The organism is Chryseolinea sp. T2 (assembly GCF_037203685.1).
Taxonomy (GTDB): Bacteria; Bacteroidota; Bacteroidia; order Cytophagales; family Cyclobacteriaceae; genus Chryseolinea.
Genome location: NZ_JBBCAU010000011.1, coordinates 174,102 through 191,057 on the forward strand (window position 1 = coordinate 174,102; position 16,956 = coordinate 191,057).

The 16,956-nt window shown below is 44.3% G+C and carries 18 protein-coding genes; all 18 read right to left on the minus strand.

The features are described from left to right. Positions 1-37: 37 nt before the first annotated feature. The 18 genes from WBG78_RS28370 to WBG78_RS28455 all read right to left on the minus strand — a co-directional run bounded on the left by WBG78_RS28370 (position 38) and on the right by WBG78_RS28455 (position 16,948). Entirely contained in the window at positions 38-796 is a 759-nt protein-coding gene (locus WBG78_RS28370; RefSeq protein WP_337329913.1) for a glycine-rich domain-containing protein, read from the minus strand. After that, entirely contained in the window at positions 796-4,074 is a 3,279-nt protein-coding gene (locus tag WBG78_RS28375; protein ID WP_337329914.1) for a hypothetical protein, read from the minus strand. The genes WBG78_RS28370 and WBG78_RS28375 overlap by 1 nt, the downstream gene beginning before the upstream one ends. Then, the gene (locus WBG78_RS28380) at positions 4,074-4,469 is read right to left on the minus strand and encodes an NUMOD3 domain-containing DNA-binding protein (RefSeq protein ID WP_337329915.1); all 396 of its coding nucleotides are present in this window, start codon (positions 4,467-4,469) and stop codon (positions 4,074-4,076) included. The genes WBG78_RS28375 and WBG78_RS28380 overlap by 1 nt, the downstream gene beginning before the upstream one ends. Next, the gene (locus WBG78_RS28385; protein ID WP_337329916.1) at positions 4,469-5,473 is read right to left on the minus strand and encodes a hypothetical protein; all 1,005 of its coding nucleotides are present in this window, start codon (positions 5,471-5,473) and stop codon (positions 4,469-4,471) included. Before WBG78_RS28385 ends, WBG78_RS28380 begins: the two co-directional genes overlap by 1 nt. Position 5,474: 1 nt before the next feature. Further along, on the minus strand, positions 5,475-6,650 hold the full coding sequence (locus tag WBG78_RS28390; RefSeq protein WP_337329917.1) for a hypothetical protein: 1,176 nt from the start codon (positions 6,648-6,650) through the stop codon (positions 5,475-5,477). Between the two features lie 35 nt (positions 6,651-6,685). After that, on the minus strand, positions 6,686-7,180 hold the full coding sequence (locus tag WBG78_RS28395) for a hypothetical protein (RefSeq protein ID WP_337329918.1): 495 nt from the start codon (positions 7,178-7,180) through the stop codon (positions 6,686-6,688). Then, entirely contained in the window at positions 7,180-7,992 is an 813-nt protein-coding gene (locus tag WBG78_RS28400) for a hypothetical protein (protein WP_337329919.1), read from the minus strand. Before WBG78_RS28400 ends, WBG78_RS28395 begins: the two co-directional genes overlap by 1 nt. Positions 7,993-8,007: 15 nt before the next feature. Beyond that, the gene (locus WBG78_RS28405) at positions 8,008-8,646 is read right to left on the minus strand and encodes a hypothetical protein (RefSeq protein WP_337329920.1); all 639 of its coding nucleotides are present in this window, start codon (positions 8,644-8,646) and stop codon (positions 8,008-8,010) included. Between the two features lie 3 nt (positions 8,647-8,649). Further along, positions 8,650-9,219, minus strand: a complete 570-nt coding sequence (locus WBG78_RS28410) for a hypothetical protein (protein WP_337329921.1) — start codon at positions 9,217-9,219, stop codon at positions 8,650-8,652. Beyond that, positions 9,216-9,524: a hypothetical protein gene (locus tag WBG78_RS28415; RefSeq protein ID WP_337329922.1), complete on the minus strand. Its 309-nt coding sequence runs from the start codon at positions 9,522-9,524 to the stop codon at positions 9,216-9,218. Before WBG78_RS28415 ends, WBG78_RS28410 begins: the two co-directional genes overlap by 4 nt. 240 nt (positions 9,525-9,764) lie before the next feature. Beyond that, positions 9,765-10,244: a hypothetical protein gene (locus WBG78_RS28420; protein ID WP_337329923.1), complete on the minus strand. Its 480-nt coding sequence runs from the start codon at positions 10,242-10,244 to the stop codon at positions 9,765-9,767. A 28-nt stretch (positions 10,245-10,272) separates the two neighbouring features. Further along, positions 10,273-11,229, minus strand: coding sequence for a hypothetical protein (locus WBG78_RS28425; protein WP_337329924.1), 957 nt, complete (start codon positions 11,227-11,229; stop codon positions 10,273-10,275). Then, positions 11,229-11,807: a DUF6046 domain-containing protein gene (locus tag WBG78_RS28430; RefSeq protein WP_337329925.1), complete on the minus strand. Its 579-nt coding sequence runs from the start codon at positions 11,805-11,807 to the stop codon at positions 11,229-11,231. Before WBG78_RS28430 ends, WBG78_RS28425 begins: the two co-directional genes overlap by 1 nt. Positions 11,808-11,809: 2 nt before the next feature. Next, the gene (locus tag WBG78_RS28435; protein ID WP_337329926.1) at positions 11,810-13,693 is read right to left on the minus strand and encodes a phage tail tape measure protein; all 1,884 of its coding nucleotides are present in this window, start codon (positions 13,691-13,693) and stop codon (positions 11,810-11,812) included. 198 nt (positions 13,694-13,891) lie between these two features. Beyond that, complete coding sequence (locus tag WBG78_RS28440; RefSeq protein ID WP_337329927.1) at positions 13,892-14,221, minus strand: hypothetical protein; 330 nt, start codon at positions 14,219-14,221, stop codon at positions 13,892-13,894. A 101-nt stretch (positions 14,222-14,322) separates the two neighbouring features. Continuing rightward, positions 14,323-14,781 carry a hypothetical protein gene (locus WBG78_RS28445; protein ID WP_337329928.1) on the minus strand — a complete coding sequence of 153 codons (459 nt, stop codon included), beginning with the start codon at positions 14,779-14,781 and terminating at the stop codon, positions 14,323-14,325. A 28-nt stretch (positions 14,782-14,809) separates the two neighbouring features. Next, positions 14,810-15,961 (minus strand): DUF2586 family protein, encoded by a 1,152-nt coding sequence (locus WBG78_RS28450; RefSeq protein ID WP_337329929.1) that lies wholly within the window; start codon positions 15,959-15,961, stop codon positions 14,810-14,812. 39 nt (positions 15,962-16,000) lie between these two features. Beyond that, a complete protein-coding gene (locus WBG78_RS28455; protein WP_337329930.1) occupies positions 16,001-16,948 on the minus strand; it encodes a hypothetical protein in 948 nt (315 codons plus the stop codon). Between the last annotated feature and the right edge of the window lie 8 nt (positions 16,949-16,956).

Sequence of the window (16,956 nt, forward strand, 5' to 3'; positions counted from 1 at the left end):
AGTGTATTCCTCTTCGAAGCTATGCAATTGCAGGTAATTAGGCAATGAACCTGACTTTGATGATACCAGAACCACCAGCGGCACCTGCTTGACCGGCATTGAATCTCATACCTGCACTACCGCCATTGCCGGTATTTGCAGTACCAGCGACGCTAGTTCTATTTGTGCCGTGAACAGCGAAGGAGCCACCACCAACACCAAAAGTTCCACCGAAGTAGGTTGATACCTTTCCAGCACCACCACCGTCTGGAGTTGCAGTTGTCGACGTAGCTTGTGAACCTGCTCCACCAGCACCACCACCACCAGCACCGGCAACAGTATCGGTACCATTGCCACCCGCATAACCGTAAGTTCCACCAGCAGCACCAGTAGCGTAAGCAGTAACGGAAGCGCCACCACCACCAGAGCCGTTGTTACTGTTGGTCGGTGCCGCTGCATTGTTAGCTGCTCCACCTGTGCCACCGTTTGCCGTGATGGTTCCAACAACAGGGATTGTGAGCGTTGAATTCGCTCCATTACCGGAACCACCAGAACCACCAGCACCAACAACAAAAGTATATGTCCCTGCCTTTGGGTTTGAAATAGCTCCTTCAATAACAGCACCAGCACCTCCACCACCAGCAGCAGAGTTGATAGCACCAGCTAGGTTTCCACCACCGCCGCCACCACCTACAATAAGATATTGCATTGATGTGAATCCTGACGGAACTACAATTGACTGAGTAGCTGTACTTGTCCACGTGAACTCTAAGTTTCCAGCTACTTTGTTTTCTACAACGTGATAACTTCTATTCATTATGTTCGTTTCAGTTTAATAGTTGCCAATGATACCGCTGTAGTCGTTACATCTAGGTTATCGTATTGGCTTATTGAATCTCCCACGTTCTTGGTTGTTACGCCAACCTTCATAGTGATTGAACCACTTTGAGTTGACGTGCTTTCAATCCTTGCGTTGAATGGAGTTTTATAAGTAAATGTCTTTCCGGTTACGGTAAAGTTGATGTCTACAAAGTGCATCTTGTTTACTTCCGCTATCGCAGTTTGTACAGTTGAACCAGTTAAATTGGTTCCACCAGTTGCAAAGGATATGCTTGAAGCTGATGAACTTCCACCACCTGTTGCACCTGACCATTGCTTGATAATACCAGTCGCCGAATCGCGAACCAAATAGCACATCGAACCAGTTCCAGTTGAAGGTGTACACATCATCGCGAACTTTCCTACCGCTGTAGTGTCAATGTAGGTTGAACCCGTAAGTTTAATTCCAGAGCCACCGATAATTGCCGCTCGTGTACTACCAGACTCAATATTGTGGTTTATACCACCGAGTATTGCAGATTGGTTTGCAAGCGCACCGTGACTTGTGCATTGACTAGCTGTGTTGAATGAGTGGTTAAATGCCGCACAACCTACAGACAAGACAACAGGGACCGACCCGCTGCATGTTCCACCCCCGGCGTGAGCGAATTGCGCGTTAGGGTGCGTCTCTGTTCTATATCCTTGTGTGTGTGAGAACCAACCACAGGCACGAGTGCTTACACCTTCGGCGTGAGTGTTGTATCCAATGGCTCTTGTCGATTGACCTTCTGCGTGGGCTTGTGAACCTATCGCACAAGTATTTTGTCCTTCAGCATGCGAGTTATATCCCCAAGCACGAGCGTTTTGACCAGCAGCGAATGAGTTAACACCGTGGGCTATTGAACCACAGCCAAAGGCAGCGCTTGTATTCCCTGTAGCTCTCACATCACAACCAACAGCAAATGACTTCGCCCCGGTTGCACATCCACTTCCGATTAGAATACCGTAAGTTGACGTATTGATTACTGTATTACCTGTAAGGGTACCACCGAGTACAACTGTATCACTAAGTTTTGTAAGACCGTTACCTGCACTAACAGTCGAACCAGAACCACCAGTCGAACCGGTAGCAATTGCGTTCAATACGTATTCTTTGTCAACTAGTGAGCGACTTGTGAAGTTGGCTGAATAGTCAGCATCGTATTCGGCACCAGCGAATGAAGGGTTTTGACTTCCATCAATTGTAAGTGTTGTTGCACTAAGCATTAATGCAGCAGTAGAGTGAACGTCAAGATTAGCGGACGATTTTACTAATACTCCTGAATCGGAATATAAAGTAAGTTCACCGTTAGAAGAAATGCTTGAATCGTCATTGCCACAAATCGCGAAACCGTTAGTTCCACATAGTTGAGCAACACCGCCGAACGCAGTCATACAAATACCTGCACCGAATGCGCTGAAGCATGATGTGACGTTACCCTGAATATTAACTGCATTGCCGTTTGATCTAATGTCAACAACACCGCTTGAATTACCTGCGATGCATACGCCACCACCTGAATTGTCGTGAATATCTACGCAACCAGATGAACCGTTATTTTCAACAACGAATCCACCACCATCAGCGTACATACATACACCAGCTTCATTATGGTTGGCAACAAGGATTTTTCCAAAGTCGCTGTTGTTACAAATCGTAAGACCTGAGAAGGAAGTGATAGTTACACAACCATAGCCCATTAAATTGATGTTGCTGCTGTTTCCATAGGTGCCAGCAACCAAACAAATGTTACCCACTCCACTGTATGAACCTGAACGTATTGTCACGTCACCGGAAGTTGATGCAATGAAAATGTCATCAGCCGCCGATACTTGAAATTGGTCCAGATTGCTGATGTACAAGCTGCTTCCAGAAGCATTAATGGAAGTGTCAGCGCTCAATGCGCCACCAAGAATGATAGTGTCACCAACTTTAGTAAGACCGTTTCCAGCCTCAACGTTCGTGCTACCTGAACCTCCTGCATTGGCAAGAACCCAAGCAACGTCCGGGATTGACCTGTCTGTAAAATCTGCTGAATAATCAGCGTCATACTTTGCGTGGGCACCAGCAATTGTAGTGCCGCTACCAGCAGACAAGTTGATGACGTTTGCCGATGAAGTAATTGAGATAATCCCACTACTAGCAATGGTAACTTCATTGTCACCTGCAAGACTAGCAGAGTCGTTGCCTGTAATGGAAACAATCTCACCCTGCATTGTGATATTCTCGTCAGCGTCAATAGCGAAATTTCCACCGGAGTTAACATTAACATCGTCGGCTACAGTTGTCAGGGTTACATTACCATCAGTTGAACCAATGGCAATTCCGCCATCTGTTCCAGTGATGCTTACAATTTCAGCATCCAATGAAAGCACTTGCGCACTAGCAACAGAGAAGCTGTGACCGGCAGCGGCAATTGTGGTATCGCCTGTCAAAGCTCCACCCAAGTGGATATTGTTACCTGACTTGGTAAGACCGTTGTTTGCTGTGATTGTAGGACTAGTTGAACCAGAAAAACTAGCTCTTGAAACTTGCTTAACAACACCGTTTGATGAGCGAACAAGTACAGAGTCACCAGTTGTACCGGTCGAGATTGTATTTAATCTCAGGCTACCGGTTACGTTCACTGATGAACCAGTAAGGTTTAGACATGCAGCGCTGTTGTTATTTCGGAGATACAGATAGTTGTCTACAACGTGTCCGCAAATTTCGACACTACAGGTTGACTTTATCGCCGTTAAGTTCAATTGAGGGCAAGCTCCCGCGCTAAGAAGAAGGTCTGAATGGCACGAATTGGAACCAATGGTGCATGAAGCGAACTTGCTAAATGTGCTGGACTGATTGAGTTCTATCAATCCCTGACCACCTACAGCAGTAGTTTGCCTATAGACGCTGAAGTTGCAACTGTTAAGACAAATGTTTGTCGACGCGTTCAAGGTACCACCCAACGCAATGTTGTTACCTGTCTTGGTAAGACCATTGCTTGCAGTGATACCGGTAGTCGAACCAGAAGAAGCGACTGACTTAATCACTAAGTCACCGTCACTTGTGCCGTTCTTGTACCAATATTCAGTACCACCGGAAAGCAATACAGTTAGACCTCTGTGACGTTCGCTTGATGGAATTGCAGAGTTGACGGCAGATGTTGAAGCCCACGGAGCGGATACGTTCAAGTATCTTGAATCAGTCGGCTTGCTTGCACTTACTTTTATATTGTCATTTAGAGTTATTGCCATTACTTAAGGGAATCTTTGACATAATTGTAATTTCTTTCCAGTCCGGTTACGTGTGTCCACAGTATTCCAGCTTTGATATTCTTTATTGTACTTCTTGAAACGTTGAACAGTTCGCCGATGTAAGATTGACTCAGTTGCGTCTCGTTCAATAGTTTCCAAATGATTGAAACCCTCTCTTCATCAAGCTTTGCATTTACGTGGTCTGAACCTAGTGTCTTGTCTGTCATTTCAATTGACATCTCAATTCGTTCAGCCAGCGTATAGACTTTGCCATAATTGGGATTGTTCTTGCCTCGCATTTTGGAAACTCGTTTTTCAATTGTTTCAGCGCTTTGCTTGTGTCCCAACTTCGCTTGTCTCAATTTCTCTCTATGCTTCTTGGTAAATACTCTCATTAGCTTATTGTCATTACATCACTTCCGGTACTTGTAGCATAGTTGCTTAAGTACACTTTATAGTTTACACCAGACCACAACACGGTTGTTACCGATACAGTTGAAGGTGCATTGAACAGATCGCTTCCAGAACCAATAGCACCGTTGTTAAGCGCTGAAATGCTCCAAGCGGTTTTGGTGGTTACACTGGAAGGATGAGCAAACCACAGATATTCCGAGCTTGCATTGAAACTTATGTTGATGCTTCCTGAACTTGAGGCAACTACTTTCGTTCCGCCAGTTACCAGTGCGTTGTTTGCTGTTGGTAGGGTTGAGGACTTTCCGTAGAAGTATGGATAGATACCGGTAATAGTATTGCTTTGTGGAGATGTCGCACCAGATGCCAACGGAGTTGAATAGTTCGCTCCGCTGCTATCCTTTGGTTGTTCACCGACAGAATAGGCTACTGAAGCCGTCCACGTGTTGGAGCCTGCAAGAATGGTATATCCAGTTAAAGAACGGTTGTTGCTCAAGGATGAACTTGATACTTGACCAGCTATTCCGGACCCTGTATAGACATATTTGGTAGGCAATCCGCTTCGGAATCCTGAGGTTCCATAAGCTGGTGATATACTACCACGGCTAAAGGTCGCTGTGAAGGTAATGTTCTGACTGCTTCCAACTTCGAATGTTGCTGCAACGTTGTCGGTAAAGGTTGAACTTGGTGCTGTAAGTGTTGGATTCAGTGTAGGCACAAGGAGCTTTTCAAGGATTTGACCATAGGTCTTACCAGTCATGATGTAGCCTGCTGTAATGCCTCCAAGGCTGATTGCAGCAGGGGAGCCAAGGGTATACATATCGTTACCGGTTCCTCCGCTGGTTGAACCTGTCAAATCTCTGATGCTTACACCGTCGATTTGCAAGTCACCTGTGACATTGGTAATACCTCCTAGAGTAAGAGTGTCGCCTGAAGCCTGTTCAAAGCGACCGTTATTTAAGTTCTGTTTAGTATCGAATAATGCCATATTAATACAGGGTTACGCCAACGATAGTTGCAGTGTAATTGTTCGACATATAGCAGAGTCCCCCGGATGTTACTGTTGCCACAAGACGGTACCAGTTTGTTCCACTGCTTGCACCTGAATCAACGGTAAGTACTGCACCGGTTGTCCAAGAATCGCCGTCTAACTTGTAGCTACGTGTAGCAATTGTAACCCATGACGAAAGGTTGGTTGACCTTTGCAATTGAAGTTGGCAGAAGTCCGAGCCACCAGAGTCACGAGCAAGTTGGCACTGGAAGTAAACCAGCGGACGCATTTTGCCGGGGTTGTTCGTAAGGGTGAATAACTTGTTGCCGTATGTTCTTGTTGTGTAGGTTGCAACCGTACTAAAATCAACACTTAGATCGGTTGATGCCCCGTTACCAGTAAAAAGCAAGTTCACATCACTAGCAAGCTTTGCAGCCGTTACGTTGCTGTCCGCAATCTTGTTTGTGGTTACGCTACCATCAGCAAGTTTTGCCGTGGTTACATTCGCATCGGCAATCTTGTTTGTGGTTACATTCCCATCAACAATTTTGCTTGCCGTTACACTGCTGTCTTGCAAGCGTGTAGCGTCAATACTATTACCTGCAATCTTGCCGTGTGTCACATTGAAATCTGCTATTCTCGCAGTTGTTACCCAACCAGTGGAGTTAATAGTGTTTAGAGCATCATTGACGTTGATACCATTGGAGATAACCGGAGCACTGAAGTTCTTTGTACCAGCAATGTTTTGATTACCAGAAACACGGACGAACTGGTTAGCTAAGATGTCGTTGTAATTGCGACCTCCTGTCGAGTTGAGTATTATATATTCGCCCGAACCCGGAACACTTGAGGACAATTCTGCTTTCTGAATTGTTCTTTTGGCGAACGAGTCTCCAAGCTCTGTGAGGTCCATATCTACGTCCACGTTAGGAGCTTGGACAATGTATTGAGGGAAACTGGATACAGTTGTTGCGTCAAATTCCAATACAAGACCGTTAATGTAGACGAGTCCTGAAGTTACGTTAAGACCAGCAACGGTAACGTTCTGCAATATGAATGCTCCAAGTCCCGCATACTGATATTGAATTGCTTTATACAATTCTTCCTGTAGGATTCGTAGGTCGTCGTTGGAGACGGGTCTACCGTTATCTATGTCAAGGTTTACTATTTTCAATTTTCTATCATCTTTACCTTTAAAGGTTATTTGTCTTATGCAAAAACGAAGTCGAAAGTCTTGCCTGCGAGTGCGTACTTCTTTACATCAGCACGCATTTGCGATTCCTTACTTGAAAGACTTGCAGGTGCTACAATCCGGAAATCGATTCCATCCGGTAAGGCTCCGAAGTCCTCTCCCTCGTTGTATAAATACGTTGTTCCGCTCTCACTTTCGTTGTAAATGTAAATCGGGGCTTGACCCTCATCTTCGTTATACCAAAACACACCGCTACTCTCATCATGCTTAATTTGGATGCGTCTCTGAGTGTTGTCGTAGACATCATTAAGGAATTTCTCCAAGTAGCAGGTTTGACCGTTGTAGGAGAGCCTTCGAAGTGCATCCTCCTTGTAAGCTTCAAAGCGGTCCATAGAGTAGTTCATGCCTGATAGCAGGCATTCATACCAGTTCAAATTGCGTGGATTTCTCCAGCGAACCGGCATGAGTCTACGCACAAGCTTCTTTAGGTCATATCTGTATATCTGCTGCATTATTCTCCTACGTAGGTTATAAGGTCATCAAATGAGAGCGGGGACGTTGCTTCGTTTACATACCCTGCAGGCAATTCAGCTATCCTTCCCACCGCAATGGTATCACTTCCGGTCTTAATAGCTAAGTTGTCAAGTACAACATCGGTAACTCCGGTTACACCTTGAATGACATCAATTACTTCACTTGTCTTAACCTTTCCATCAAACGGAATTGACTTTGTATAGCTTGTAAGTGCAGCTTCAACCGCTGTTTTGATTACAGCAGGGTCATAGATAGCATCATAAACGACCGTACAACCGGACATGACCAACTGGTCAGCAGCAAGGCTTACGATATTAATCTTCGTACCTGCAAGCTTTATTTTGGTAATGTATTTGGAAAATTGGGTCTTCTCCTGATTGGTCAAAGCTTCCAATTCTCCTGTGTTCGAATCTTCAGTAGCTACCTTTATATATAAAGTCGACCCGGAGTCTTCAACAACCGAAACAGCTTTAATTATTTGTGATGATTCGTCGACTACAGGGTAAGAGAACTTATTGCCAACGAGTGTCAAGTCGTAGCCCAATTGGAATTCTAAAGCGCGTTCACCGTACCACGTTGCCGTACCTATGAAATTGTTTGCAATGATTTCGTCGACCTCCAATTGAAAGCGATCTTGTATTTGTTCGAGGCTGTTTTGCGCAACCGCTGCATTGAATACCCAATTGCGATAAACAGAGGTATTGCTTGTGCTATTCAAACTATTCAACTCAGGTCTAGAGTTCTTGTCACTGAAGATTGCATCGATTATTTCTTGTATGGTTCTTGCCATAAGTTCTTGAATGAATTAAACGAAGGACACAACAAGCCATTTATTTACGATGTCTGCGAAGACAAATTCAATAGCACCAAAGTTTGTGTTGATTATTGATGAAGTGGTATTCTCAATCTGTTTACCATTTCCATTTACAGTCACATTGAATGTTCCTGCATTGCCAGCGTCCTTTACCCTTACAGTTTGAGTATTGACAGGGTAAAGCGGTAGGTCAATTGATAAAGCACCAGATGTTGTGTCTGTTATTACTAAATGGTTATTGGTTGAGATTAGAGACGTACTTGTTGAGGTTGACACCACTGTTGTTGTGGTTATGCCAGAAGGAATGACCGGAACGGGTTGATAGCTTCCGTCACCAGCCAAGTAAGTAGTGCTCCCTTGGTCGGTTTTGATGAGAGCTACCTTTGCCTTTTCAGTGGCTGTTGTGAACTTCTTTGTCGAACTAACGTCTGGAATATCGTCCGCAATTACGATGATGGTTGTGCCTGACTTGCCGTTCACCGTAATGGGACGCAAGGCAAGCAGGTCTTCAATCTTTATTTTGTACGTGAAGATATTTCCAACGGGACTAGGCTCCACGTTGTACGCCATCACGTAATCCGTTTTGTCGCGTGAAATGCTTTCCTCTAAATCTATAACTCTCTTATTCATATCTTATTCTATAATGTAATTTCCGTTCTCATCAACGATATTGTTTCCGTGCTCATCCACTATGTAAACTGTGTGGTCTACAAGTGAAATCACCAGATTGGTTAGTGTCGCTTGGTTACCGTTCGCATCCATGCAGGTGACTGAGTAAGTTCCTGCACTTCGAGCTACTAGGTTTTGAGTTGTAGCAATTATGTCGTCGTTTCCTTCAAGCTTCCATTCGAAGAAGTAGTCAGGTGTTCCCCCGTTTACGTCGATGAGAATGAAGCCGTCAGAACCGTAATTTTCGTTTCCAATTTGCTTAAGCACCAGACTCAACGCTTCAACTAATCCAGTAGACTCAAGGTCACTGTTGTTTATTGTCGCAGGGTATCTGTCAAAGTATCCGGTGATGGTGTTTGCAGTCAATGCTGTTCCATCTCTAAGCAGGATGATTTCTCCACCATTCAGAGTTGTGTCCAAGCCCTCACTGAAGGCATTGTCGTCTATTAAGTCCCACACTCTTGTGATGTCACCATACTCATTGACGGCAATGTCGAATATCGATTGACCATAGCTAACTAGATACTCTCTCATTGCTCGTTTCTATTTGTCAGTAAGGTTATGTTAAAGTCGTCGCCATCGACTTGTGTCACAGTAACAGAGGTGACGCTAATGCCGTCTTTCTCGAACTCCTTGCGAATGATTCGTTCAAGTATTGGCTTGTTCATTGGACTATTTGAGTAAGTTTCAATGGCAACTCCGAGGGTTGGAGATTCCAAGAACCCACCCTTTGCGGCATATAGAATATTTCTCTCATCCTGCAAATCAGTATCGCCAATGAGGAAGTCACCTCTTTGGGTAATGAATTGAAAGTCATCGCTTAATCTTATCCCTGTCATTACGATAGCCCTCCTGTTACAATTCCCGGAACTGATTGCGTCTGAGTTGCAGCCGACCCGCTCGTTATGATTGTTCCTGTTGGGATAGTCAAATCAGCGGACTGTATTACAGCGATTACCCAAGTGGCAATGGCATCAGCATAAGCGGTCTTAATATCCAAGTCCGTTGAATTCTCATCGAACGTTATGGAGTTAAGTGCGCTTATTAAGTCGGCTTTTATGGTTGCGTGTACTAACATCTTAATCCAGTGTTGCAATAATCTTATTTAATGCTGCTTCGATGTCTGCGACATTGCAGGGGATGGAGCTTGTACCAACGGGAGTGTTAACGGTCATTGCCATTAATGCGGACTTGAGGTCTTGCATTCCTGTCTTTAGGTCATCGGAATCAACAGTTAGTTTCAATCCCTGTTCACTCAACTTATATTCGGTGTTGCCGAAAATGAGTGTGTAAGAATCCAACTGTGAGAACATCACAATATGTGGTTGGTCGTTGGCTGTATTGCCTACGATTACCCAACTGCCAACGGCGGGGATTGGTATAGGTCCGTTGATTGGAGATTGTTCAGCGCTAAGGCGAACCTCAAGTAGGTCCGGAGAGTCTTCCAAAGGGGTAACGGTACAGGTCTTGGTGGAAGTGTCCACCGCTTTGACTGTTCCTAAGACGCTTTCAAAGACGTCCTGTTTAGCTAGTTTCTGAATTGCTGTTCGTAAATCCATCCAGTAGTAAATACTGGATTTGGTAGGTTTAGACTTTTTCGCCTAGGGAGAGTTCTTGCCTGTATCCACTTTGACCAAAAGTGGTTCTGACGGCTCTGACAATGTACCTCCCTGAACGCTCTTTGAAGTAAGAGTCGGTCAAGTTTACAATGTCGCCATGCTTAACGGCGGGAATTCCAAAAGTCACCAACGTTCCTTCGTAGCCATCGAATTTGAACTCTGTAAGTGCCTTGGTGGCTCGTGCAGTTAAGGTTGCTTCGTCGACGTTATAGAAGTGTATTGTTCTTTCTGCGCCTTCCTTATCACCAACTTCGACTTCAATCTTGGTATTGTCAGGCATGTAGCTGGTTGCCTTAACAGAGTATTTGATGTCCTCAGCTTTGACGAACGCAAGGTTGTTACTGATAACATTCCTTTGAAAGTGGAATTTGTGTTCGGTTTGTAGTGAGGGGTAGTAGTTGAGTCCTACGTACAACACGTCATTCCTTATCCAGCCGTTGATTGAAAACTTCTCTGAAAGGTACTTAAGTATTTGTGCTGCTGTTGCTTTTTTGAAGCTTGCTTTTCCTAGTTGTATGTCACCTTCAACATAGTATTTCATTCCAGCCGGAAGTATATCTTTAAGCAATTGCGATATGCTTAATTTTGGATAGCTTAGGTTGAAGGCTTGGGTTTGCTTAAGGAGATATGCAGCATCTTCGAAAAAGATTCTGGTTGGAATACCTGATTCCATTCTCACCAAGTAGCCGGTATATACCTCTGTCTTGTTGTCGTAACCGTAACCCAAAAGGATTCTAACTTTGTCACCTTTCTTGAAGATTGCAGGGTCGTCAACAAAGATTGTCTTTCCGTGAAATTGCAGCCGTCTTGGAATGGTGATTACAGCAGTGTCGGTCAACGTCTCATAGCTGGAGTTGATTTCAACTTCACCGATCTGTTTGAAGACGTATTGACCAATATGTATTTCGCATGCGAGAACCAGCATTATGATTGTTGTTCTTCTTCAAGTATAATTTCAATGTCGTAAGGCAGGTCTGAAAGTGCCTGAATCGTAAATGGTATTCTATCCCTGTGACCTATGTCTTCTTGTATTGAGTAGTTTTGAATCGCGATATTGAATATTCCAAAGTCATTCAAGAACTGAGATACAACTTCAAGAGGTGCTTGTGCTTGGCAGATTCGAATAAGAACGTTCTTCTCTTCTATAGGAGCAACATTGATTCTTTGAGACAACAGAAAACCTGAAATATTGATTTGATAGTCACCATTTCCAATAAGCTCTTTAATTGTTCCGTTCCTTCCCTGAATGGAAGTTTCAACGAGGTTCTTTCCACCATTCACCACCATGATAGCGCTATCAATCCTAAGACCTGAGTACTTGTGAATCTCTCCGGTAACAACATCTTTATATTGTCCGTTGTTAATTTGCAGATTGGAATAGACGGGGAAGCCTAAGAGTGACGTCGCAATTGCTTGGTCCGGCTCGTAGGTGCTTGGAGTTATCTTGTCGACGTTTGTCCAAACGATGTCCACAACGTTGTTCTTAATGATGTTTTTTATCATAGTTAGTAGCTGCTTTCAAAATCTCTCACTGCATCAACAAGCGCTTGTGACACGGCTTCTTTTATGTTTTGAGCCATATTCGCACCATTCACACTTAAGTTGCCAATTAGGTTATTAATGTTTACTGTCACACTTCTTCCTGAACCGGAGCCAACAACGTCGATGTCTGATGCCTTCTCTTTCTTGCTCTTTGATTTCTTCTCTTCTTCACCTGCTAATTCATTTAGTCCCCAAGTAGCGGCTACAGTTCCCGGTTTGGTGGAGTCGTAAGGAGTCGCACTATCTGCAGCCGATGCTATGCCTGCTTCTTTGGTGCGTGATGCCCAAAATTCATTTTGCAACTCTTTCCAAGTTTCTCCAAAGTGTGCAAGACCGGATTTGATTTGACTGCCATCAAATGAGAACACACCCGAAACGACTTCAGCAAGTGGAGCAAACAAGCGCGTGATGTTTTGAGCAAGGAACTTTGATGCATCCCAAAGGTCGGTCAACCAATTGATTGCGTCCTTAATTCCATTCACCACCCATGCAAGACCATCGACAACAACACTAATCGCCGTGGCAAGGTTGTTAAGTCCCCAAGTCAAGTAGTCAAAGAAGAGGTCAAGACCGTCCTGTCCTTCGCTGATTAAACCTATTGCTCTGAACAGGTCGCCGAATGCAGTTGTGAGCTTTGTCAATGAGGTCCATACTTTGGCTAGTGGTGCAATCAAACCTTCCCAAGCGCCGCTTAGACGGTTGATAAAGGTTGTTGCCATCTGCACGATTGAACGGTAGAAGCCTTGCTGTTGTCCGAATACTTTAAGTTGTAATGACTCCCATGCACCGCCAAGCTGTTCAATATCGCCTGAAAGGTTGTCAAGCATCGTCTTGCTTGTCTCTTTGGCAACACCTCTAGTGTTCAGCAATTCGTCTTGGAATTCCTGAAGACCTTTCGAACCTTTCTGCATGAGGATATTGAACTCACCAAATGCTTCGGCTCCAAATAGAGTGGAAAGCGTGTTTGCTTTCATTTCAGCGGATGCGCCTTCCAGTCTCTTCTCAAGCAATTCAACTGTTCCAACAATGCCAATGAAGTCTCCGTTAGCGTCAAAGAACTTCAAGTCCAACGCTTCCATTGTTGCAGCCATTGCCTTGGTTGGCTTGGAAAGCCTTTGCATTGCTGAACCCAATGCTCTTGTTGCCACCGACCCACGAAGACCAGCGTCACCCAAAGCACCTTGAACGGCAAGAACTTCTTCTAAAGAAACACCCATCGCATGAGCGTTGGATGAAATATACTTCAAGCCTTCTGCGAGGTCTTCAACACCAGTTGCCGACCTGTTCGCTGTTGCCGTAAGCATATCAACTACTTGATTAGCTTTGGTAGCTTCAAGTCCGAACGAGTTTAATGTCGATAGTGCTATTTCTCCGGAACGAGTAAGATCGGTGCCGGTCGCTGCTGCGAGGTCTAGAATAGCAGCCATTGATTCTTCAATCTGTTTTGTATTGAAGCCACCTCTGGCAATCTCTACCATGCTGGATGCCACCTGACTTGCGCTGAATGAAGTGCTAGCACCAAGGGAGATAGCTAGGTCATTGAGCCTTTTTGTTTCTTCTGATGTTGCTCCAAGTACGGCTTGAACGGTGGACATAGTCTTCTGAAACTCAGAACCCGTTCTTATGACAGAAGCTAACCCTGCTCCAAGAGCAGCTATACCAGCGGTTGCAAGACCAGCGGGACTGATGAGACTTGAAAGCGCACCACCAAGACTTGAGGATAAACTACCTCCAGCCTTGTCAAGACCTTTAAGTGATGCAATACCCTTCCCAATCGCTGAATTAAGTGGACCTGTGAAGCCGTCCTTAAAATCAAGCTCAAACCAAACCTTGTCGTTACTAGCCAACTGTCATATATGTCATGCTTAAGTGTTATTTTCTTTCCTCTGGACTTTCAAAGTTTCGGCACCAGACGAATTCACTCCAGAGCTTGGAGAAGTCTTCAATGCTTAGTGCAGTTGGGTCAATTCGATAATGGTATCTTAGTAGAGCCATCTGTTTTCTAAGTGAGTCGACTTTCTTATCCTTGGGAATTCTCCACCTCGTTAGATAATCATTGAGGTGGCGTCGTAGTTTGGGATTGTTTTCTGAATCTCTTTGTGAATAGCTAATGCGTAGCCTGCTTTTTCAACAAGGTTCAGTAGTTCTGCGTCTCCACCTACGTGAATACTTCTAAACAATCCAACACTTGCACTTACTGGTGCGGAACTCAAGTGTTGAAGAGTTGCGTCCAATTCAGCAAGTGAGGGTTCCCTTAAGTAGGCAACGTATTGTTTCTTGTCCTTCCCTTTAATTGTGATTTTTGTGACATCTCCGTGAATCTTCTTGAGCTTCGCTTCGGTGCTGTCTGTGATTTCTTTTGATTCGTCTTTCATAACAGTAAATACAGTTCACGCAAACAAAAAAACCATCACCCGGTTGGATGATGGTTCGGAGCGTTGAAAGACGAATCTGTTAAGAAGTCGTTTTTGAACAATTAATAGAATGGATTGTTACCTCTCTTGATACCTGCGAGAATCAAAGGAATTTCAATTGCGATTGAAGTATCCCCTTGAGCCACAGCAGTTGGGTTGGATGTAAACTCTACGTTCTTAAGAACTTCAGTTGTAATCTTACCAGCGATTGTTGAGCGGTAGCTAACGGTAATTTCGAATGCGTCTAACAATGTAATGTCACCGAAAGGTGCTGCATCTTGAAATAGTCTTAGTTCATCTTTATGGATTGTGATTGAGCCTTCATTTGTAACTGCTCCATAAGAGCGACCAATAGGCTTGTCACCAACGCCATAGACGTTAGTCTTTTCGCGTGCGTCTGAGTAGCTGATAGCAGTTACACTTACTAAAGGTAGAACTGCATTCGATAGCTGCACTCTGATGGACGTCCATGAGTACATTTCACCATTTACGAGGGTTGGATATTCGGAAGGGATAGGCATAGTCTATATTCGTTTTAAATAAATACGGTTATGCCAAACTAACGGCGAACCCTAAAGTGATGTTTATGTAGCGGCTTACTCCAACTGGTTGAAGCTTAACGTCGATTACAAGCGTATCACTTGCTAAGACGTCTTGTGCCGGGTCGATGTAGACTGAATAGTTTGACAACTCTCCTGCACGAAGCATTCCTTGCAAGCCTTGTTCAGCAAGCGAAGTGAATTTGCCAATAGTTTCCAGTCTCAAGCTACCTGACTCTTCGAGGTATAGAGGTGAATTCAATTGAGGAAGTAGGCTTGTTCTAAGAAGCTTTCTTGACTTATTGATTACTCTTCCTCGTTCAAGGGAGTAGTAGTCACTGCTTTCTTGAGTTGCAACAAATGATGAGTTGAAGTATGAACCGTTGAGTCCAAAGTCTTTCAAAAGGAAGATGTACTTCTTATCGTTAAGGGTTGCAAGTTGACTTTTGCTAACGCTCTTGTATGGAGTACCGTTCGCAAATGCCAAAGTATTCAACTCGGCACCGCTGACGTCATATTGTCCTTTCCAAGCAATGCTTTCATGAACAGAAGAAACTGATAAGCTACCTAATGCAGCACCCAAGATACCAATTGACTTGCCGATTGAATTATACAAAGCAGCACCGGTTCCACCACCGTCTTGACCAAGCAACACGGCTACTTGTGGAGCGTTAGACGAGCTAAGGTCTGACAAGCTTGAAAGCGTCACGCCGCTGAAGTTTGCTTGAAGCAATGATACAAGCGGAATGTCGTCTTCTTCCTTAAGGTCTGACATGACAGCTTGGAGAGCCGTAACCATACCTGTTGAGAAGTTAGCTTGAGTGTACACACCGATTTGGCTCATATCCCCATCGGCATCAGCAACAAGCTCTTTCACCTCTGCGAAGTCGTGAGTTCCACCGGTATAGCTAACGAACTTCACTTGCAATTGAGCGCTATCACTCATGCGGTAGAACTCATCGATGTGGTAGTGAGCAACCGGAAAGTCGTCCACTGTTACACCGGCTGTTTCAGCTTCTTGCAAGCTATACACTTGGAAAGACGTCTCTGCCAATGCGGAGGTGTCGGAGACGTAGAAGAGCATACCTGACTTGCTGTCATCAGAAGTCAGGAATCTGCTAGCTCCATTGATTTCGGTTATAGTTATTTTACTTAAAGCCATAATCTTAATTTTAGTTTAAAGGTTAAGAGTTATGGTTGATTAGGCTTTGTACAAGAAAACTTCTTCTGGTTTAACAATTGCAGAATCTAATCCTATAGTCATCTTCATGAAGTACAATTCCGATTCCGGACGCCATCTTTCAATTCTTACGGAAGTGAAGTCGCCCATATCGTTGCAACCAACCCACAAATTTGAGCTAGGCGAGTTTTGTCCAACTGCACCAAGGATTGCGTTGTCAGGCATGCCCGGAAGAGCAACCAATTGAAGACCATTAACTCTGTCTGGTGTTCTGTCTTCGATAGAGATTGACTTGTTGGTCAACCCTCTCAAAGCATCACCGTAAAGGTCTTTAGTGTATTGCGACACGAACAACTTGAAGTTAGGGTCGTAAGTTGCACGTCTAACGTCTGACTTGTTTCTCTTCGATTGACGGATTGCACGTTGCAATTCAGAGATTACGTTAGCCTGAGTGATAGTTGTCGCACCTGTGATGTCGTAAACTTCAGGGGCGTTTTGCGCACGCTTAATGAAACCAGTAACATATTTAAGGTTAGTGGTTCCAGTAAGTGAAGTATCACCTTGAAGCAATACGATGTCATTGTAACCAGCTACTTGGTTAAGAAGCACAGACGTGATTTGTCCTTGAACTTGACCGGGAAGTGTTTTAAAGTTGAATTCACCGTCTGCTTGGAATGGTTTCCAGTATCCAGCAAGTGAGTTCGGGTTGAACTTCACAAATACATCGTATTTGGTAAGAGTAAGTGTTGCGTTGTCGAATGTCACGTCACCCTTTTCAGATGCCGGTGTTTCTGTATGCGCTTGGATAGCGTCACTCATTGACACTCTAGGGATTTTGAATGACTCGTTGAAGCCACCTTGCACGTATACGTGTCCCTTGCTGATGAGGTCAGCTTCCTTCATGAATCTGGCTACTACGCCGGGATATGATGCGGTATATACTGTTCCGCCTGTTTGTAAAATTGCCATTATTTAAA

Bases quoted from the DNA above. Each gene is read 5' to 3' on its own strand.
- WBG78_RS28380 (WP_337329915.1), bottom strand. From the start codon at position 4,469: ATGAGAGTATTTACCAAGAAGCATAGAGAGAAATTGAGACAAGCGAAG.
- WBG78_RS28445 (WP_337329928.1), bottom strand. From the start codon at position 14,781: ATGCCTATCCCTTCCGAATATCCAACCCTCGTAAATGGTGAAATGTAC.
- WBG78_RS28420 (WP_337329923.1), bottom strand. From the start codon at position 10,244: ATGGATTTACGAACAGCAATTCAGAAACTAGCTAAACAGGACGTCTTT.
- WBG78_RS28425 (WP_337329924.1), bottom strand. From the start codon at position 11,229: ATGCTGGTTCTCGCATGCGAAATACATATTGGTCAATACGTCTTCAAA.
- WBG78_RS28395 (WP_337329918.1), bottom strand. From the start codon at position 7,180: ATGCAGCAGATATACAGATATGACCTAAAGAAGCTTGTGCGTAGACTC.
- WBG78_RS28385 (WP_337329916.1), bottom strand. From the start codon at position 5,473: ATGGCATTATTCGATACTAAACAGAACTTAAATAACGGTCGCTTTGAA.
- WBG78_RS28415 (WP_337329922.1), bottom strand. From the start codon at position 9,524: ATGACAGGGATAAGATTAAGCGATGACTTTCAATTCATTACCCAAAGA.
- WBG78_RS28375 (WP_337329914.1), bottom strand. From the start codon at position 4,074: ATGGCAATAACTCTAAATGACAATATAAAAGTAAGTGCAAGCAAGCCG.
- WBG78_RS28400 (WP_337329919.1), bottom strand. From the start codon at position 7,992: ATGGCAAGAACCATACAAGAAATAATCGATGCAATCTTCAGTGACAAG.
- WBG78_RS28430 (WP_337329925.1), bottom strand. From the start codon at position 11,807: ATGATAAAAAACATCATTAAGAACAACGTTGTGGACATCGTTTGGACA.
- WBG78_RS28450 (WP_337329929.1), bottom strand. From the start codon at position 15,961: ATGGCTTTAAGTAAAATAACTATAACCGAAATCAATGGAGCTAGCAGA.
- WBG78_RS28455 (WP_337329930.1), bottom strand. From the start codon at position 16,948: ATGGCAATTTTACAAACAGGCGGAACAGTATATACCGCATCATATCCC.
- WBG78_RS28410 (WP_337329921.1), bottom strand. From the start codon at position 9,219: ATGAGAGAGTATCTAGTTAGCTATGGTCAATCGATATTCGACATTGCC.
- WBG78_RS28370 (WP_337329913.1), bottom strand. From the start codon at position 796: ATGAATAGAAGTTATCACGTTGTAGAAAACAAAGTAGCTGGAAACTTA.
- WBG78_RS28405 (WP_337329920.1), bottom strand. From the start codon at position 8,646: ATGAATAAGAGAGTTATAGATTTAGAGGAAAGCATTTCACGCGACAAA.
- WBG78_RS28440 (WP_337329927.1), bottom strand. From the start codon at position 14,221: ATGAAAGACGAATCAAAAGAAATCACAGACAGCACCGAAGCGAAGCTC.